An 18,148-nucleotide genomic window follows, 5' to 3' on the forward strand; every position below is an offset into this window, starting at 1 on the left:
ACCTCATGCGGCGCGGAGCATCTCGACGGCATCCCAGTCGATCTCGATGCCGAGGCCGGGTCTGGTCGGAACGTCGAGTGTGCCGTTCTTCTGGCGGAGGCAGCCGGGCTCAATGTCCGCCAGGATCGTCTTGAACGGGCTTCGATCGCACTCGCATTCCATGACGCCGAAATTCGGCATGGCCGCCGCCAGATGAACGCTGGCGGTCTCGCAGACAATGCCGGACATGCCGATATGCGGCGCGTAGCGAATGTCATGCGCCGCCGCATAGTCGGCCATCCGCCGCGTCTCGGTTATGCCGCCGGCGCGCGCCACATCGGGCTGGAGCACGGAAAGCGTGCGGCCGGCGATCAGCCGCTGCGCCTGATCGAGCGTGAAGTTGCTTTCGCCGGCCGCGAGCGGGACATCGCAGCGCTTGCGCAGCTCCTCATAGCCTTGCTCGTTCTCCGGCGCGAGCGGCTCCTCGAACCAGAAATAGCCGTTGGCCGAGAGCGCGCGGCCGACCTCGACCGCCTCATCGAGATTGTAGGCCCAGTTGGCGTCGACGCAGAGCTCGACCCGGTCGCCCGCGCGCTTGCGCAGTTGCTCGATACGCCGGCAGGCATCGCGCACAGGCCGGGCGATCTTGACCTTGATGCGCGGAAATCCCTCGCCGACATAGCGCTCGAGCTCGGCATCCGCCTGCTCGTCGTCGACCCAATTCACCGCGGCCGCGTAAACATCGATCCTGTCGCGGCCGGCACCGCCGAGCAGTTTCGCCACGGGCTGGCCCGCGATCTTTCCCAGGATGTCCCAGAGCGCGATATCGACCCCTGAAATAGCTTCGATGAGCATGCCACCGGCGCGGCCCGACAGGGCGCGGCGCATGGACTGCCACAGGGCGCCGATGTCGCGCGCATCCCGGCCGATCAGGCGGGGCTTGAGAGACGTCTCGATCAGTTCGGCATAGGCCTTGGGCGAGAAGCGCGCCAGCGTTTCGCCGACGCCTGTGATGCCGGCATCGGTACGCACCTCGACGAGCACGATCGAGACCTCCTTGTAGGCGCCCCACGAGGTAACCGTCGGCTTCGGCAATGTCTGGCTAAGCGGATGGGCGATGACACCCGTTATGCGCACCACGGCACCGTGTTCCAATCCGTCGGCCATCTGTTCGTCTCTGCTCGCGTCCGGGCTCGATTGCCGAGCCGACGCTCTTGTACCGGTCACCTAAAAACTTAGCAACCCAAAAACTTAGTTGCTATGTTTGCGGAGGATATGCTAGTTGCGCCGAAAGGATCCGACATGAGCCCAGAACCCGATCGAAAGCCCTTCTTCGCCGGAAAGCGCCTCAGCCCGTCACGACTGGCCGACGGCGTCTCCGATGCCATCGCCGCTGCCCTGTTCGACGGGCGCATCGCGCCGGGGGAGCCGCTGCCAGCAGAAGGCGAGATCGCGCGGGAGTTCGGGGTGTCCAAGCCGATCGCGCGCGAAGCCCTGCGCCAGCTCACGGCGGCTGGACTGGTCTTCACGCAGCAGGGCAAGGTCGCGCGGGCAAAGGCCCTCAACGGCGAGCCGATGGACCGGATCTACGCCTATGCGGTCCGCTCCAGCCTCAAACGGCTCCGGGAAGCCAACGAGATGCGGCGGGTGATCGAGACCGGCATCGCCAGGCTGGCCGCGGAGCGCCGGGCGCCAGCCGGGCTGGAGGCCATGCGGCAGGCGCTTGCCGACATGCGGACTTCGTTGCGCGAGCCGGAAGGATTTACCGAGGCCGACATCCTCTTCCATCTCGGCATGGCAATGGCCACGGACAACTCCATGATCCGCATCCAGATGGAAGGATTGCGCTCGGTGCAGCGCGGGGTCTCGGAACTGTTTTCGCGCCGCGCCAACCGCACCGACGACGACTGGCGGGCAACCATCGCCCGGCACGAGGCGATCTACGAAGCGATAAAGGTCGGCGACGCGGCGCTGGCCGAGCGCTGCATGCTGGCCCATTTCGACGCCGCCGACATCGCCTCGCTCGAAGTCGCAGACAGGCTGGAGGAGCGGGAGCAGTGACCAGCGACCTGCTCTCGCTTCAAGGCAGACGCGCGCTGGTGACCGGCGCCAGTTCGGGTATAGGCCGTGCGGTGGCGCTCGCCCTGGCGCGCCATGGCGCAGGTGTCATCGTGCATCATTGCGGCGAGGCCGCGAGAGCTCGGGCGGTGGCGGAGGAAATCGGCGGCGCGATCTCGGTGATGGAAGCCGATTTCACCGACACGCGCGCCACATCGGCGTTTGCCGACGAGGTTGTTGCGCGCCATGGCCCCATCGACATCCTGATCTCGAACGCGGCAATCGAACGGCGCCTCGGCTGGGAAGACATAACGCCGGCGCATGTCGAAGCCCACGCGGCCGCGAACTTCACCGCCCTGCTGACGCTCGCCGGCAGGTTGGTGCCCTTGATGAGCGGACGCGGCTGGGGCCGTGTCGTGGCCACCGGCAGCGTCATGGCCTGCCGGCCACGGGCGGAGACAGCCGTATACGCCTCGCTCAAGGCGGCCCAGCTGACGGCCGTGCGCGCGATCGCGCGCGATGTCGCCCGCCACGGCGTGACGATGAACGTGGTGTCGCCGGGAGCGATCGAAACCGAAGCGACCGCGCAGCGATATAGCGACGCCGGCTTCCGGAAGGCTGTGGCGGCGAAGATTCCCGCCGGCCGGCACGGCCTGCCCGACGACCTGGTCGGTGCCTTCGTTTTCCTTTGCAGCGATGCCGCGGGCTACATCACCGGCGCCGACATTCCGGTCGACGGCGGCTGGACCATCGGCGATGCGCCGGGCGCCTTGCCGGAGGCATCGGCATGACCTTGGGCCGCGCTTTCCGTTTGATCGCGAATGCGTCTCCCGGCGGGCGCAACAGCTCTTAGGTTCGAACGCTGAATCACGGGAGGAAACAATGAGACTTTCAATCCAAATCGCGGCGTCGGCCTTCGCCCTGTGGGCAATGTCCGCACCGGCCCTCGCGCAGGAACTCCGCGTCACCGTCTGGACGGGAAACGCGGCGCAACTGAAGATGCTCGACGGTATCGCCGACGGCTTCAAGGCCAAGCATCCCGGCGTCAGCGTCAAGTTCGAGACCGTGCCCGTCGCCGACTACACGCAAAAACTGACGTTCCAGGTCGCCGGCGGCAACGCGCCCGACGTCGCCTGGATGATGGAGGATGCGGCCCCGGCCTTCGAGAGCGCCGGCCTGCTCATGGATATCGGACCGACGCTCAAGGCGACCGAAGGCTATGATTTCGGCGACTTCTCGCAGCCGGCAATGGCGCTTTGGCAAAAGGACGAGACCGTCTACGGCGTCCCCTTCTCGACGTCGCCATTCATGATCTATTTCAACAAGGACATGTTCGACAAAGCGGGTATCGAAGACCCGCTGCAGCTTGCCGCCAAAGGCGAATGGAACATGCAGAGATTCCAGGAAATCGCCAAGAAGCTGGCTGAAGCCAATCCGGGCAAGTGGGGCTTCGAGTTCAAGGACGGCGAAGGCTACGCTTCGCGCATGACGCATGCCCTGCTTCCGTCGATCCGCGCCTATGGCGGCGAATTCTGGAGCGACGGACAATGCGGCTTCGACAAGCCCAAGGCGGTCGCCGCGGTGCAGCAGTTGCACGACATGGTCTTCAAGGACAAGTCCATCGTCCCGCCCGGCGAGCAGGGCGACTACTTCTCCGGCAATTCGGCGATGACGGTGAACCAGATCTCGCGCGCATCGAAGATGCCGGAGGCGGGCTTCAAATGGGGGATCGCCCCGTTGCCGTCGGGTCCGGCCGGCGAGGCCCCGGTTATCGGCCAGGCGGCGCTCGTGGTGTTCGATGCCGGAAAGAACAAGGATCTGTCGGCGCAGCTCGTTGCCTATATGACCAGCAAGGAGAATGTCGCGACGATGGCGCAGTTCTTCCCGCCGGCGCGCAAAAGCGTGTTGGACAGCGACGCGTTCGTCAACTCCAACAAGCTCATTCCGGCCGAGCAGATGAAGAATGTCGCCGCCGCGATCCAGCATGGGCGCGTCCATCCCGCGCATGAGAAGATGCCGCAGATCCAGGCGGCGATGGCACCGCGCGTCGATGCGCTGTGGAAAGCCGATGCCGATGTCGGACAGGCGCTGAAAGGCGTTTGCGCCGCCATCCAGCCGTTCCTGTGACGGAGAACGCGGGTGGCTGGCATCGAATGGCGAACAGCCGCGCCGCACGCCCGGCGCGCGCCGTGGCTGACGCTGAAATACCGGGAGATGATGGAGGGCTGGCTGTTCGTCAGCCCGACCCTGATCGGCTTCCTGGTGTTCTTCCTGGGGCCGTTGCTCGCGGTGGTCTACTATTCGATGACCGAATGGAACCTGCTCACCCAGCAGGCGACGTACGTCGGACTGCGCAACTTCGAAAACGCGCTGCTGGAAAATCCCGATTTCTGGCTGGTGGTCCGCAATTCGGTGATTTTCGCCATCGGCCTGGTGCCTCTGAACATGGCCCTGGCGTTGCTGCTCGCGCTCGCCCTTTCCAGGCCGTTCCTTGGCGTCGTCTTCTTCCGCACGATCTTCTTCGCGCCAGTCGTCACGTCCGCGATCGCCTGGGCGATCGTGTGGAAATTCATGCTTCAGGGCGAAGGCGGAGCCGTCAACCAGATGCTCTCCTGGATCGGCATCGACGGTCCCAACTGGCTTCGGCAGCCCAGCTGGGCGATGGCCGCCGTGATCGTGACGCGCGTCATCAAGATGGTCGGGCTGAACATGATCATCTACATCGCCGCGCTGCAATCCATTCCCCGCGACTACGAGGAGGCGGCACTCCTGGAGGGCGCGTCGCGCTGGCAGATCTTTCGCATGATCACCTGGCCGATGCTGGCGCCGACGACCCTGATCATCATGGTGCTGACGACGATCGGGTCATTCAAGGTGTTCGACCACATCTACCAGATGACCGGCGGCGGTCCCGAGAACGGAACGCTCGTGCTCGCCTTCTACATCTACCAGCAGGCTTTCAAGTTCTTCAATGTCGGCTATGCGTCGGCACTGGCGCTGATCATGTTCGTCATCGTCATGATCCTCACCCTCGTGCAGGTCATGATTCGCCAGAGGGGAGCGGAATGAGCCGGCGGCAGATCCAGATCACCTACCGCCTCTGCTGGACGCTGGCGTTGCTGATCCTTGCCGTCCCCTTCGTCTTCCCGTTCCTGTGGATGATCTCGGGCGGGTTCAAGAGCACGACCGAAATCTTCGGTTCTCCGACGCTCATTCCGCGCGTGTGGCGCTTCGAGAATTTTGCGGAGGTCTTCACCTACCAGCCGTTCGCGAGGCAGTATTTCAACTCGCTCTACATCGCCGGCGCGGTCACGGTCCTGACCCTCTTCATCGCATCGCTCGCCGGATACGCCCTGGCGCGCATTCGTTTCGCCGGCGCCGGCCTGCTGATGCTGCTGCTCGTCACGGCGCTCATGGTGCCGGAGGAAGTCACGATCATCCCCAACTTCTTCATGGTCCGCTGGGCGGGACTGGTGGACACCCACTGGCCGCTGATCCTGCTTCCGACCTTCGGGCCTCAGGGCGTCATGGCGACCTTCCTGATGCGCCAGTTCTTCCTGACGCTGCCGAAGGAACTCGAGGATGCCGGCAAGATGGACGGCCTGTCGCGCTTCGGCGTTTGGTGGAAGATCGCCATCCCGATGTCGCGCCCCGCCTTGGCCGCGGTCGCCATCATCACGTTCCTCCACTCGTGGAACCTGTTCCTCGAGCCGCTGATCTTCCTCAGCTCGCTGGAGAAATTCACCCTGCCGCTGGCGCTGACCAACTTCAACGACAGCTACGGCCTGCCGCTCTGGAACCTGCAGCTTGCGGCGACGAGCCTTGCCGTCGTGCCCATTCTGGTCATCTACCTCATCGCACAGCGCCAGATCATGGAGAGTTTCGCGCTCTCGGGCGTCAAGGGATAGAAAGCAGCGCCATGACGAAGCTCCGGCTCAAAAACATCAAAAAGCGCTTCGGCGGCACGGAAGTGATCCGCGGCGTCGACCTCGAAGTCGACGACGGAGAATTCGTCGTCTTCGTCGGTCCGTCCGGGTGCGGAAAATCCACCCTGCTGCGCCTTATCTCCGGCCTGGAGCACATCAGCGACGGCGAGCTCCATATCGGTGACCGCCAGATGAACGAAGTGCAGGCCTCTCAGCGAGGCGTGGCAATGGTGTTCCAGTCCTACGCGCTCTATCCGCATCTCACTGTCCGCGAGAACATGGGCTTCGGGCTGAAGGTGCGAAAAGTGCCGGCGCCGGAGCGCCGCCGCCGCGTCGAGGAAGCGGCAGCCACGCTGAAGCTGGAAGCCTTGCTCGAGCGTTATCCACGCGAGCTTTCGGGCGGCCAGCGCCAGCGCGTGGCGATCGGCCGCGCGATCGTCGGCAACCCCGACGTCTTTCTTTTCGACGAACCGCTGTCCAACCTCGATGCCGAACTCCGCGTCCATATGCGATCCGAGATCGCGGCCCTGCACAACCGCCTGTCGACGACGATGATCTACGTCACCCACGACCAGGTCGAGGCGATGACGCTTGCCGACAAGATTGTCGTGCTGCGCGACGGGCTGATCGAGCAGGTCGGGTCGCCGCGCGCGCTTTACGACAGACCGGACAACATGTTCGTGGCCCAGTTCATCGGCAGCCCGAAGATGAACATCCTGCCGGTCGAAAACGTCCGCCGGCTATCGCGAACGGCAAAAGTTCCCGAGTCGGCCGAAAGCATCGGCATCCGTCCGGAACATCTCGATCTGGCGCCCCCGTCGGAGGGCGCGCTGAACGGCAAGGTGAGGCTGGCGGAATATACCGGCGCGGTGACCTTGCTTCATATCGAGTTGCCGGACGGGCAGACCTGTCTCGTCGTTCACGACGGGCGAAATGGGCCGGAAATCGGCACCGACGTCGGACTTCGGACCGGGACGGAGAGCCTTCACTTCTTCGATCGAAATGGTCGCGCCATCCGGGAGAAGGTTCATATGGCGCCGGCATGAACCTGGCCCGCGCTCACGAGGCGCATCGCACCGCCGATCAGTCGCCCTTGCTCAGTTGCGGCTTCGCGCCAACATCTTTTCGGCGAAGGCCTCCACCTCTCCCTCGCGGGGTTCCTTGCCGGTGTGCGTGAGCAGGTAGGCCGGTGTCAGGAAGAGACGGTTGCTAACCGGTTCGACGATCTCGAGCGAGTAATAGCCGATCTGCGTGAAGTAGAGCACGCGGGCCCGCACGAAGGCTTCCGTGTCCGCGTAGCCGTGCCGCGAAAACATCGCCCGGATGGCGTCGACGCGAGCATCGTCCTCCTCGGTCACGATCCGATGCACTTCGGCGGACTGGCGCGACCAGGCGCGCACGGCGAAATCCAACCGCGGATTGAACAGCGTTTCATCCAGCCAGCACTCGAAGACGTTGAGCACGGCCTGCGTTATCGACGCGGCGGGCCGGCCGGCCTGCTGGACGATGAAGCGGGTGTTGTTGTTGCGCCAATGGTCGAGAAGCTGATCCAGCAGATCCTGGCGGCTCTTGAAATACCAGTAGAAGCTGGAGCGGGAGACATTCAGCTTCTGGCCGAGCGCCAGCACGCGCACCGCCTCGACGCCTTCCGAGATCAGCGTCTCCAGCGCGAGTTTCATCCAGTCCTCGCGCGTCACCTTGGTGTTGCCGGTCAGACCGGATCGCCGCGCCACGTCTTCAGCACTGGAATCGGAGAGCATCGCGGCCCGACCAAAATTTAACCGCCGGCTAGAGCGTTTCACCGTTTCACGGAAACGGCGAACCGTTCTATCTCTTTGTTTTTACGCAATTCCGAACGGAAAGCCGCTTACACCTTTCCTGGAATTGCTTTAGATAGACCTGAAACCGCAGCCCTACAATCCTGATGATTGTTCGAGCCATTCCCACAGGTAAGGCGCGAAGCCGCGATCGACGTGGAGCCGGGCCCGGTCAGCGTGGCCGAACCGGTAGAACAAGACATTGACGCCGGCAAAAAGCACCGAAGCCGAACGGCTCGCCTGCTGCGGATCGAGTGTCGTGGCCCTGGCGACCAGACCAGCCAGACCCGGTCCCTCGACCTCAAGCACATGCAGTCCGGCCTCCATGATCGAAACCGCGAAACCGCCCTCGTGCCAGCCGGCCGCAATGGGCAATGGCTGTTCGCCGACGGCGAGAATGCGATCGCGCGCGATCCGCACCATGTACTTGCCGCCGCCGGCAACCGCGCCGGCTCCGACGCCCTCACCCGCGAGGCCCGAAGCCTTCGACCAGGCCGAAAGGTTGCCGCTGACCAAGAGTTGGGTCAGCCCGTTGAGCGTTCTCACGCCGAGGCCGTCCTTGTTCAGCACCGCGGTGACCCAGTCGGGCGCTGCCGGCCATTTTTCGGCGAGGTTACGCATGAAGCCGCCTCCCTTCCGGATCGAAGGCGCAGGGCGCGACAATGGTTGCCTGCCGCACGACGCCAAGATGTTGAACGTCGATCGTTTCGCCATGCCGCGCGGCACCGCGTTCGATGAGCGCCAGGGCGACCGGCCGCCCCAGGGTCGGACTTTGATAGCTGGAGGTGACGAAGCCTATGCTTCTCAAGCGGCCCCCGCTTTTCTCGACGCCATGCGCGCCGGTCGCCAGCGGCGCCTCGCCGTCGCGAACCGCGAGACCGACGAGCTGGTTGCGATCGGAGCGGTTCGCCGCTTCGGTGAAAAGCGAGCGCCGGCCGACGAATTCACCCGTACGTTTGGCGCGCGGCGCGGCCACACCCAGATCGTGCGGCATGATGTTGCCGTCGGTGTCCTTGCCAATGACGATATACCCCTTCTCGGCGCGCAGGATCATCAGGGATTCGAGCCCGAGCAGAACGGCCTCGAACGCGCGTCCCTCCTGACGCATGCGCTCCCACAGCGCCTCGGCCCGATCGGCGCGGATGGAGATTTCGTAGCTTCGGTCGCCGGTGAAGGAGACCCGGGTTATACGCACCTCGTCGCCGGCAAAACGGCCGACGGCGACTGCCATGTGCGGCAGGCTGGCATCGTCCAGCGCCGCACCCAGATCGAGCGCTTCCACCAACCCGCGCGCGTTCGGACCCGAAACGGTCAAGGTGGCGTATTGAGCGGTGGCGTTGTGGATATAGACAGCATCGCGGCCGAAACGATCCTGCCGCCACTCTTCCAGCCGGGCATGGACGGCGGCGACATGCGACGACGAGCAGGAGACGATGAAGCGGTGCTCGTCGAGACGAACAAGCACGCCGTCGTCGAAGACGACGCCGTTTTCCGACAGCATGAAACCATAGCGGCAATGGCCAGGCTTCAGGGTCGACATGGTGTTGTAATAGATGAAGTCGACGAATTCCGCCGCGCGCGGGCCGATGACTTCGATCTTGCCGAGCGTCGAGCCGTCAAAGAGTGCTGCGGATTGCCGGGCGCGGCGCGCTTCCTCCTGGATTGCGGCCCTGGCTTCGCCGCTTCCGTAATAGGCAGGCCTTAGCCAGCCGCCATATTCCTGGAAGACTCCGCCCGCGGCGCGATGGTTCGTCTCCAGCGGCAGGCGGCGGATTGGGGCATGCATGCTGCCCCGGCGCGCTCCCGCCAGGCTGGCAAACGGCACAGGCGTGAATGGCGGCCGGTAGGTCGTGGTGCCGACTTCCGGGATCGCGCGGCCGGTAACCTCGGCCAGCAGCGCCAGGCCGTTCAGGTTCGACGTCTTGCCCTGGTCGGTCGCCATGCCGAGCGTCGTGTAGCGCTTCAGATGCTCGACGGAGACGAAGTTCTCCCGCGCCGCGAGCTCGACATCCTTGGCGGTGACGTCGCTCTGATAGTCGATCCAGACGCGGCCCTTGGCCTTGGGTTTCGGCCACATGCTGACAACGCCCAGCGTTGCTTCCGCTCCCGTGCTGCGGGGCGCCGGCGACGATGCGCCGTACCCTTCGAGAGCCGCCACGCCGCTTGCCAGGGTTTCGGAAAGCGAGATCGTGCCGGCCACGGCCCCGGCCACGCCGATTCCGTCGACGGCCTCTCCGGGGACGAAAGCCGCGAGGTCGTCGCTCCAGGCGAGCTTGCCCTTTGCCTGCGAGAACAGGTGCACGGTGGGCGTCCAGCCGCCGGAGACGAGCACGCAGTCGGCAGCAAGCGTCGTGCCGTCGTCGAGCAGGACATCCTGGACAGCACCGCGCCCGCGCGCCGCCGCGATCGTACGCCCCGCCAGGATGCGAATCCCCGTCTTCGCCTGCACGCCGCCGTCGCGCCGGCAATCGACCACCGTCACCGAGGCGCCGGCCGCGGCAAACGCCGAGGCCGGCTCGTAGACGCTGTCGTTGTTGGTCGCGACGACGATTTGCCGACCCACAAGCACGCCATGCCGGCGCAGATAGGCAAGCGCGGCATCGGCGGAGAGTATGCCCGGAAGGTCATTGTTGGCGAACGGAACCGGCCGTTCGATCGCGCCCGTCGCCAGCACGATGCGGCGCGGCCGCACGCGCCACAGCGTGTCCGGCCGGCTGTCGCGGTGCCGCTGGTTGAGCGCGACCAGATTGTGATCGTAGAGGCCGAAGGCGGTCGTTTCCATGAGCACGATCTGACCGTCGCTCTTCAGCCTGGCCACCGTTGCCTCGGCCCACGCCGTCCCCTCGACGCCATCGACCTCGCCGGCGCGATGGCGCAGCGATCCACCGGGATGCGTCCTGTCGTCGACCAGGACGACCGAGTGCCCGGCCGCCGCCGCGCCGGCTGCCGCGGCGAGGCCGGCTGGTCCGGCGCCGACCACCAGAACGTCGCAATGATGGTTGATCTGGTCCGAGGCCTGACGCGGCTTCCAGTCGCGATCGACGACACCAAGTCCGGCCATGGCGCGGATGCGCGGCTCGAACAGGTGCCAGTCCGGCCAGATGAAGGTCTTGTAGTAGAAGGCTGCGGGCAGGAAACGGGCAAAGCGGTCCAGCACCGCGTTACGGTCGGCCAGGGCTGTCGGCGACGCGTTGACGCTCCTGACGACGATGCCGTCCGTCGCCGGCACGGTCGTCGCCCGCGCATTCGGCACGTGGCCGTAGGCGCTCTCCAAATCGACCAGTGCGTTGGGCTCCTCCACGCCGGAGCCCCAGATGCCGCGCGGCCGGTGATATTTGAAGCTGCGGCCGACAACAGCCTGGCCGCTGGCGAGCAAGGCAGAGGCGATGGTATCGCCGGCGAAGCCCTCCACGCGCCTGCCGTCGAAGGTGAAGGACAGCGGGCGGGTGCGATCGATGTCGCTGCCGCCCTTGGCGAGACGCGAAGCGCTCATGCACCGTGCTCCGTTTCGCCGAGCACGGAGGAACCCGACACCTTGTGATTGACGCTGTCACGGGTCATCGCGAAGAACTCGCCGCAGGTCAGGTGCATCCAGATCTCGCGGGTCGGTCCCTTCGGGTTGTCGCGCATATGGAGATAGCCGGCCCAGCGCTCGGCCGTCACGTCGCCGCCGTCGGGCCTGAGATTGCCGGCCTCGCCGCCATAGTGAAATTCGCTTTCTTCGCGCGGCCCGCAGAACGGGCAGGGAAAGAGCTGCATCTTTTCTACACCTTCAATGGGCAATGCCGGAGCCGGCGGCCTCGTCGATCAGTCGGCCGCGGGCGAAGCGGTCGAGATCGAAAGGCCGGCTGATGTCGTGATGCGTGCCGGTGGCAAGCAGATGGGCAAGCAGCGTGCCGCCGGCCGGGATCGCCTTGAAGCCGCCGGTGCCCCAGCCGCAATTGAGGAACAGGCCGGGCAACGGCGATTCACCGATGATGGGCGAGGAATCCGGGACCACGTCGACGATGCCTGCCCATTGCCGCATCATCTTCAGCTGGCCGAAGATCGGGAACATGTCGAGCATGCCGGCGATTACGCCCTCCAGCACCGGCAGGTTGCCGCGCTGACCATAGGACGGGATGCGGTCGAGCGCGCCGCCGATCACCAGTTCGCCCTTGTCGGACTGGCTGACATAGACGCCTGTGTCCGGCGAGATCACCACCGTGTCGAGGATCGGCTTCACCGGCTCGGACACGCAGGCCTGCAATGCGTAGGAGTTGACCGGCAGGCGAAACCCCGCCTTCGCCGCCAGCACCGACGAATGACCGGCCACCGCCATCCCCGTACGCTCGGCCCGGATCGCACCGCGCGACGTGACGACGCCGCGGCAACGCCCGTTCTCGATGATGAAGTCGGTGATCTCGCAGTTCTGGATGATGTCGACGCCGAGACGGCTTGCCGCACGCGCATAGCCCCAGGCGACGGCATCGTGGCGGGCAGTGCCGCCGCTCGGCTGCCAGGTGCCGCCATAGACCGGGTAGCGGGCATCCGGGCTGAAATTGTAGATCGGCACGACGCGCCGCACGTCGTCGAGCGAGAACAATTCGCAGTCGATGCCGTTGACCTGGATGGCGTTGACGGTGCGTGCAGCGGTTTCCATCCCCGCTTCGCTGTGCGCCAGCGTGAGGATGCCGCGCGCGGAAAACATCACATTATAGTTCAGATCCTTGGAGAGCGTCTTGTAGAGGCTGTGCGCCAGCCCATAGATCGCCGCGCTTTCGGGATAGAAATAGTTGGAGCGCACCACGGTGGTGTTGCGGCCGGTGTTGCCGCCGCCGATCCAGCCCTTCTCGAGCAGCGCCACGTTCGTGACGCCGTGGTTCTTTGCCAGATAGTACGCCGTGGCGAGGCCATGGCCGCCACCGCCGATGATGATGGCGTCATAGCGCGCTTTGGGCTCAGGCGAGCGCCAGGCCTTTTCCCAGCCGGTCTGGCCGGCGACGCCTTCCTTGAAGAGTGAAAGCGCTGAATAGTGTCTTGTCATGCACTCAAGCCCGCATCATCACGCGACTGGCATCGCATCGGCGCGAAGGGGTATCGAGCCGCCGCGTCGGTCGTGCAATGCCAAACCGGTGCAATCACCTCACCCCGCCCTCGAAGGTCCATGATCCATTCCGTCCCGCTCGGATCGACGAGGACCGTCGCCTTCGCGGGCGGGAACTTAGCTTGAATGTACACCTGTGTCCATTCGGTGATGCGAAATGCGTTTGCGCGTATCGGGCCGATGGCGGATTTCATTTGCTTGGTGATCCCCTATCGATAGGGCAAACTGCCTCCCGGGCTTTCAGGAGGAGAAATGAGAGCACGCGCAGCGACGGTCGGAGACCTCGAGGATGTTTTCCGCGACCTCTCCAAACGGATGTCGGACGAGTACCTGGCCGCCGGCAAGGACAGCAAGGCCGCCTACGACAATCTGATGATGAACCTGAAAGAGGGCCGGGCGCATGCGCTGGTCGAAGGCGACAAGGCCGTCGCCATCATCGCCTGGCACGAGCACGGCGACGCGGCCGACACGCTGTTTGCCGCACAGGAGGACTTCTTCAGAGCCGCAACCGTTCGCTTCTGCAAGCGTCACATCCGCCATATCCAGGCTCTTGCCGGCAACCTTCCCGTACACTCGCGCAGTTGGCTGCATGAGCCGGATGTCGCAAGATGGTTCCGGGTCATCGGCTATGTCGAGCAAGGACGGGAGAACGGCGCCACCCTGTTCGAGCTGCCACCCTCTCCTAACGGCTGAGACGTTCCGGCTATCTCCTGCAGCCGCAGCCGCTTGCACCGCGCACCAATTGGCGAGATGGTATGGAAGGCAGCCGGGGGCGCTGGCACGCCGGAAATGCATGGCTGCTGGAAATCGAGATGTTGCGCGCTTGCCTGGCCTTTGTCGCCCTTGTTGCCCTGGTGAGGCCGACGGACGCAGGCGGGCGACTGGCTCATCTCATCGACAACACCGGCCTGACGTCCGCCTATTTGGCCGAGTCCGACCTTGTGACTGCCTATGCGACGGGAATGGCCCGCTACCGTCTTCAGCTCATGGCGCGTACCGGCACGGCCAACCTCGCCACCCCTCTCGAACCATTGGCCTTGCGGCCGGAATTCCGCCAGCGGACGTGGCGCTCGGCCGACGGCAGCCTTCTGCAAGGCTTCGCCGGCAAGGGCGGTTTCCGGCTGACCTTGGGCAACTGCCTCGCGCGCATGTGCGCCGCAAGCGAATGCAGCGAGGCCGGCTGGCCGGTCTATGCATGCAGCGACGGGCGCAAGCGCAAGATGTCGGTCAGGAGCTTCGTGACGGCAACCTTCGACGGCATCCCTTACCGGCGATTGAGCGCACCGCCGGAACCATGACCCTTGCAACGCGCCGGCCGCCCCTGCCCGCTTCGACTTCACCGAAATGCCGCATGCATGGCGCGCACCTCCGCCGGCGAGAACGATCAGCGACGGCGCAACAGCCACATCAGCACCGGACCGCCGATGAGCGTGGCGACGAGGCCGGCCGGGATCTGGCGCGGGAAGATCGAGGTGCGGCCGATCCAATCGGCTGAGACCATGATCAGCGCCCCGGCAAACACGGCGCCGGCAGCCTGCGGCACGGCGCGGGCAAGCCCAAGACGCCGGGCCAGATGCGGCGCCATCAGGCCGATGAATGTCAGCGGGCCCACGATCAGGGTGGAGGTGGCGGTCAGCACGGCGACCATCAGCAACACCAGAAGCCGGGTGCTTGCCACATCGACGCCGAGCGAGCGCAGTGCCGCCGCGCCCAGCGGCAGCATGTCGAGCCAGCGGGCGAACAGCGGCGCCGTCAGCAACAGGCAAAGCGCGATCGACGCCGTCAGAACCGCGGAGTCTTGATCGACACCATAGGTCGAGCCGGTCAGCCAGTTGATGAGAAGCATGGCGCGCGGATCGCCGGTGGCGGTGAGCACCAGGATCAGCGCGTCGAAAAGGGCCGTCAGCGCAGCACCGGCAAGCAGCAGCCGCTCCGGCGCGTAGGCGGCGCGGCGGCCGATGGCAAGCACGGCGAGCAAAGTTGCGAAGGCGCCGATGGCGGCGGCCGCGGTCTGCAAAGGACGGCCCGGAACGGAGACGGAAAACATCGCCACCATCATGCCGAGCGCGGCACCGGCGCTGATGCCCAGCACTTCCGGGCTCGCCATCGGATTGCCGGTCAGCCGCTGCATCATCAGCCCGGCAAGCGCGAGCATGGCGCCGGCGGAAAGGGCGGCAAGCACGCGCGGCCAGCGCCAGGACAACAGAGGCTGCAGTTGATCCCCCGAGGCGAAGCTCCAGCCGTCCGGCCCGGGTCCGAAGAACAGCGCGAGACCCACAAGCACGAGCAAGGCCAGGCCGATCACCGCCAGAACGATGCCGGGGCGTCGTATTCTGGGCAGGCGCTCCGCGGCGAGCACCGGAAGTTCGGCGCCGAGGCTGAGGCGCGGCAGCAGCCAAAGCAGCAGCGGCGCGCCGAGCAGCGCTGTGACGGCGCCGGTCGGCAGCAGGTCGCCCTGCGGTCCGGTCGCCAGCTGCACCGCCTGGTCGGCGGCCCATAGCAACGCGGCGCCCAGCAGCGGCGCCATGACCAGCCGCTGGCCGAACCGGCGCGCTCCGCCGATACGGGCGAGTGCGGCGGCCGCGAGGCCGACGAAACCGATGACGCCGACGGCCGCGACGACGAAGGCAATGAGCATAACGGCGGCGGCCAGTCCCGCAAAACGATAGATACCAAGCGGCACGCCGAGGTTGCGGGCGCCTTCGCCGTCGAGGCCGAACAAAGTCAGCGGCCGCGTCATCAGGCCGATCGCCAGCGCGGCGGCGCCGAGACGCGGCAGCAGCCAGAGCGTCGTCACCCAATCCTGCTGGCCGAGCGAGCCGGCGCCCCAGATGAACAGGCCGGCCAGCCATTCGCGGTTGAGCACGACAAGTGCTGCGCCGATCGCGCCGGCATAAAGGCTGACGACGAGGCCGGCGAGCACGACGGAAAGCGGCGACAGGCCCTTGTGCCAGGAGAGCGCAAGCACGGCGGCCATGGCGGCGAAGGCGCCGGCAAGCGCCACCCATTCGCGCCCGAGGGCGAGCAGCGCGGGCGCGAAGAGCGTAGCCAGAATAAGCGCCAGATAGGCGCCGGCCGAAACGCCGACCGTTTCGGGGGAAGCCAGCGGATTGCGCAGCACCTGCTGCAGCACCGTGCCGGCCAAGCCAAGTGCCGCGCCGCAGAGCAGGCTGACGGCAAGCCTGGGCAGGAAGGCATAGTGGACCAGCACCTGCCGCATGTCGTCGATGTCGGGCGTGAACGCCGCGTCGAACCAGAGTGGCGATGGCAGTTGGACGGCCAGATTGAGAAGCGTTGCCACCACGGCCAGGGCAGCAAGCGTGACGCCCAGTAGCACGGCGACAAGCGGCCAACCGCTTGCGTTCGAGAGGGCCTTGCGGCCCCGCGCCACGCTGCCGAAGCCCTCAGCCATGGGCGGTCATCGCTTCGGCAAGCACGCGCGCGAAGCGGGAGGCGGCGGGAAGCGCGCCGAACATCAGCACGGGAGGCAGGCGCATGATCGAGCGATCGCGCACGAAGGGCATCGCGTTCCAGATCGGACTTTCGGTCAGCGTGCCGCCGGCGCCGGCCGGCAAGGGTTCGAGATAGGCGAGACGCGCGTCATCCGCCATCGCCAGGCCGTCGATGCCGACAGTCGAAAAGCCCCAATAGTTGGTCTCGGCTGTCCAGGCGTTGCGGATGCCGATGCGGTCGAGCACATCCTGGAACAGGCTCGCCCTGCCATAGACGCGCACATTGCGCTGATCCATGAAGGAGACGATATAGAGCGGCCTGGCGGCAAACGGCGCCAGCTTCTCTCTGACCTTCGCGAAGCTTGCTTCGGTCGCTTCGATCAACGCCTCGCCTTCGGCCTGCCTGCCGACCAGGCGAGCGAGCTTCCGCGTGGCTTCGACGGCGTTGCGATAGGGTTGGCCGTTCTCGACGTAGATGCCAATCGTCGTCACCGGCGCGACGCGCTGGAGCAGAGGCTTGATGCCGTCCAGATAGGGGGTGGCGAGGATGAGATCCGGCTCGAGCTGCTGAAGGAACTCGAGATTGGGCTCGAGCAGCGTGCCGATATCGGCGACCTGTGGCGGCAGCACTGGCTCGACCACCCACTCCTCCCAGACCTTGCGGTCGGCGATGGCGACCGGCCTGACGCCCAACGTCAGCAAGGTCTCGGCTAGGCCGTCATCGAGGCAGACGATCCCCGGCGGCCTCTTCATTGCAGCAGCCGGCTGAATGCCCGCGAAGGGCAGCGCGAAAAGTCCAAGCGCGGCGCGCCGGGTGATGAGAGAAGGCTGATGCCGAGGCACGCCCGTTCTTGTCCCCTGTGTTAACGGAAGGTCTGCCACAGCGCCGGCGAGCCATGACTGTCCGCCAGGTCTCCGCTCCTTCTCCCACATGCCGATCTTCCGGATTTCAGCTCCACGGCCGCTGATTATAAAACATGATTTCTATAGTCAACATTTAACCTGTCAGGTTGCGCGCGCATCGCGCTGCGTGGCATCTGTCGGCCGATGACACGCAAGCCAGCACGACAGCTTCCCGACCTCCCGCGACAACCGATCGCCGGCAAAGTCAGCCTCAACCGCGCGCTGTCGAAGCTCGGGTTCTGCTCGCGCAAGCAGGCCGAGCTGATGATCGCCGAGGGGCGCGTGCGCGTTGCCGGCAAGGTGGCGCGCGACCCGTCGCTGCGCGTCGATCCGGAGCATGACCGCATCACCGTCGACGGCACGCAGATCGCCGCGGAGCGAAAAGTCTATCTGATGCTCAACAAGCCACGCGGGCTGGTCACCACGCGCGACGATCCCGAAGGCCGCGGCACCGTCTATGACTGCCTTGCCGATCTCGACCTGCCCTTCGTGTCGCCGGTCGGTCGTCTCGACAAGGCAAGCGAAGGTCTGCTTTTGATGACCAACGACACGCGCTGGGCGAACGCACTGCTCGACCCGGCGTCGCATGTCGCCAAGACCTATCACGTGCAGATCGCTTCCGCCCCTGACGAGACGATGCTCGAGCGGTTCCGCCAAGGCGCTGTCGTCGATGGCGAGTTGCTGACGGCAAGCTCGATCGGGCTCTTGCGCAGCGGCGGGCGCACGGCTTGGCTGGAAATCGTGCTCGACGAAGGCCGCAACCGCCAGATCCGCCGCCTGCTCGGCGCCTTCGACATCGAGGTGCTCAGGCTGGTCAGGGTGGCGATCGGGCGACTGCAGCTCGGCGATCTCGCGAAAGGCAAGGCGCGGCATTTGACGGCCGAAGAGCTGGTGATGGTCAGAGTCTAGCCGAAACGTCTCAGCTTC

18 protein-coding genes are annotated in these 18,148 nt (G+C 65.6%); 9 read left to right on the top strand and 9 right to left on the bottom strand.

Features of this window, described 5'->3' with window-relative positions:
- Nucleotides 1–3: 3 nt before the first annotated feature.
- Complete coding sequence (locus QAZ22_RS31605) at nucleotides 4–1,146, bottom strand: mandelate racemase/muconate lactonizing enzyme family protein (RefSeq protein WP_278204808.1); 1,143 nt, start codon at nucleotides 1,144–1,146, stop codon at nucleotides 4–6.
- Between the two features lie 135 nt (nucleotides 1,147–1,281).
- On the opposite strand from QAZ22_RS31605, the gene QAZ22_RS31610 reads away from it, so the two are divergent.
- The 6 genes from QAZ22_RS31610 to QAZ22_RS31635 all read left to right on the top strand — a co-directional run bounded on the left by QAZ22_RS31610 (nucleotide 1,282) and on the right by QAZ22_RS31635 (nucleotide 7,009).
- Nucleotides 1,282–2,040 carry a FadR/GntR family transcriptional regulator gene (locus QAZ22_RS31610; RefSeq protein ID WP_278204809.1) on the top strand — a complete coding sequence of 253 codons (759 nt, stop codon included), beginning with the start codon at nucleotides 1,282–1,284 and terminating at the stop codon, nucleotides 2,038–2,040.
- Entirely contained in the window at nucleotides 2,037–2,828 is a 792-nt protein-coding gene (locus tag QAZ22_RS31615; protein ID WP_278204810.1) for an SDR family oxidoreductase, read from the top strand. The genes QAZ22_RS31610 and QAZ22_RS31615 overlap by 4 nt, the downstream gene beginning before the upstream one ends.
- A 91-nt stretch (nucleotides 2,829–2,919) precedes the next feature.
- Complete coding sequence (locus tag QAZ22_RS31620) at nucleotides 2,920–4,164, top strand: sugar ABC transporter substrate-binding protein (RefSeq protein WP_278204811.1); 1,245 nt, start codon at nucleotides 2,920–2,922, stop codon at nucleotides 4,162–4,164.
- A gap of 87 nt (nucleotides 4,165–4,251) precedes the next feature.
- A complete protein-coding gene (locus QAZ22_RS31625; RefSeq protein ID WP_347566959.1) occupies nucleotides 4,252–5,106 on the top strand; it encodes a sugar ABC transporter permease in 855 nt (284 codons plus the stop codon).
- Nucleotides 5,103–5,945 (top strand): carbohydrate ABC transporter permease, encoded by an 843-nt coding sequence (locus tag QAZ22_RS31630; protein WP_278204813.1) that lies wholly within the window; start codon nucleotides 5,103–5,105, stop codon nucleotides 5,943–5,945. The genes QAZ22_RS31625 and QAZ22_RS31630 overlap by 4 nt, the downstream gene beginning before the upstream one ends.
- A gap of 11 nt (nucleotides 5,946–5,956) precedes the next feature.
- A complete protein-coding gene (locus QAZ22_RS31635) occupies nucleotides 5,957–7,009 on the top strand; it encodes an ABC transporter ATP-binding protein (protein ID WP_278204814.1) in 1,053 nt (350 codons plus the stop codon).
- Nucleotides 7,010–7,060: 51 nt separating this feature from the next.
- Here QAZ22_RS31635 and QAZ22_RS31640 read toward each other — a convergent pair whose 3' ends face one another.
- From QAZ22_RS31640 to QAZ22_RS31665, 6 genes are all read right to left on the bottom strand, one after another.
- The gene (locus QAZ22_RS31640; RefSeq protein ID WP_278204815.1) at nucleotides 7,061–7,723 is read right to left on the bottom strand and encodes a TetR/AcrR family transcriptional regulator; all 663 of its coding nucleotides are present in this window, start codon (nucleotides 7,721–7,723) and stop codon (nucleotides 7,061–7,063) included.
- A 153-nt stretch (nucleotides 7,724–7,876) separates the two neighbouring features.
- Nucleotides 7,877–8,401: a hypothetical protein gene (locus tag QAZ22_RS31645; protein WP_278204816.1), complete on the bottom strand. Its 525-nt coding sequence runs from the start codon at nucleotides 8,399–8,401 to the stop codon at nucleotides 7,877–7,879.
- Nucleotides 8,394–11,273 carry a sarcosine oxidase subunit alpha family protein gene (locus QAZ22_RS31650; protein ID WP_278204817.1) on the bottom strand — a complete coding sequence of 960 codons (2,880 nt, stop codon included), beginning with the start codon at nucleotides 11,271–11,273 and terminating at the stop codon, nucleotides 8,394–8,396. Before QAZ22_RS31650 ends, QAZ22_RS31645 begins: the two co-directional genes overlap by 8 nt.
- Nucleotides 11,270–11,539 (bottom strand): sarcosine oxidase subunit delta, encoded by a 270-nt coding sequence (locus QAZ22_RS31655; RefSeq protein ID WP_278204818.1) that lies wholly within the window; start codon nucleotides 11,537–11,539, stop codon nucleotides 11,270–11,272. Before QAZ22_RS31655 ends, QAZ22_RS31650 begins: the two co-directional genes overlap by 4 nt.
- A 13-nt stretch (nucleotides 11,540–11,552) precedes the next feature.
- Nucleotides 11,553–12,806, bottom strand: a complete 1,254-nt coding sequence (locus QAZ22_RS31660; RefSeq protein WP_278204819.1) for a sarcosine oxidase subunit beta family protein — start codon at nucleotides 12,804–12,806, stop codon at nucleotides 11,553–11,555.
- A complete protein-coding gene (locus QAZ22_RS31665) occupies nucleotides 12,803–13,060 on the bottom strand; it encodes a hypothetical protein (RefSeq protein ID WP_278204820.1) in 258 nt (85 codons plus the stop codon). The genes QAZ22_RS31660 and QAZ22_RS31665 overlap by 4 nt, the downstream gene beginning before the upstream one ends.
- A 58-nt stretch (nucleotides 13,061–13,118) precedes the next feature.
- Between QAZ22_RS31665 and QAZ22_RS31670 the strand changes: the two genes are divergently transcribed.
- Nucleotides 13,119–13,559: a hypothetical protein gene (locus QAZ22_RS31670; protein WP_278204821.1), complete on the top strand. Its 441-nt coding sequence runs from the start codon at nucleotides 13,119–13,121 to the stop codon at nucleotides 13,557–13,559.
- 119 nt (nucleotides 13,560–13,678) lie between these two features.
- Nucleotides 13,679–14,164 (top strand): hypothetical protein, encoded by a 486-nt coding sequence (locus tag QAZ22_RS31675; RefSeq protein ID WP_278204822.1) that lies wholly within the window; start codon nucleotides 13,679–13,681, stop codon nucleotides 14,162–14,164.
- 86 nt (nucleotides 14,165–14,250) lie between these two features.
- On the opposite strand, the gene fhuB is transcribed toward QAZ22_RS31675, so the two are convergent.
- Together fhuB and QAZ22_RS31685 are read right to left on the bottom strand one after the other, a co-directional pair.
- Nucleotides 14,251–16,278: a Fe(3+)-hydroxamate ABC transporter permease FhuB gene (gene fhuB / locus QAZ22_RS31680; protein WP_278204823.1), complete on the bottom strand. Its 2,028-nt coding sequence runs from the start codon at nucleotides 16,276–16,278 to the stop codon at nucleotides 14,251–14,253.
- Complete coding sequence (locus QAZ22_RS31685) at nucleotides 16,271–17,071, bottom strand: ABC transporter substrate-binding protein (RefSeq protein WP_278204824.1); 801 nt, start codon at nucleotides 17,069–17,071, stop codon at nucleotides 16,271–16,273. Before QAZ22_RS31685 ends, fhuB begins: the two co-directional genes overlap by 8 nt.
- 294 nt (nucleotides 17,072–17,365) lie before the next feature.
- Between QAZ22_RS31685 and QAZ22_RS31690 the strand changes: the two genes are divergently transcribed.
- The gene (locus tag QAZ22_RS31690; protein ID WP_278204825.1) at nucleotides 17,366–18,130 is read left to right on the top strand and encodes a pseudouridine synthase; all 765 of its coding nucleotides are present in this window, start codon (nucleotides 17,366–17,368) and stop codon (nucleotides 18,128–18,130) included.
- The last annotated feature ends 18 nt before the right edge of the window (nucleotides 18,131–18,148 follow it).

This window comes from Mesorhizobium sp. WSM4906 (assembly GCF_029674625.1).
Lineage (GTDB): Bacteria > Pseudomonadota > Alphaproteobacteria > Rhizobiales > Rhizobiaceae > Mesorhizobium.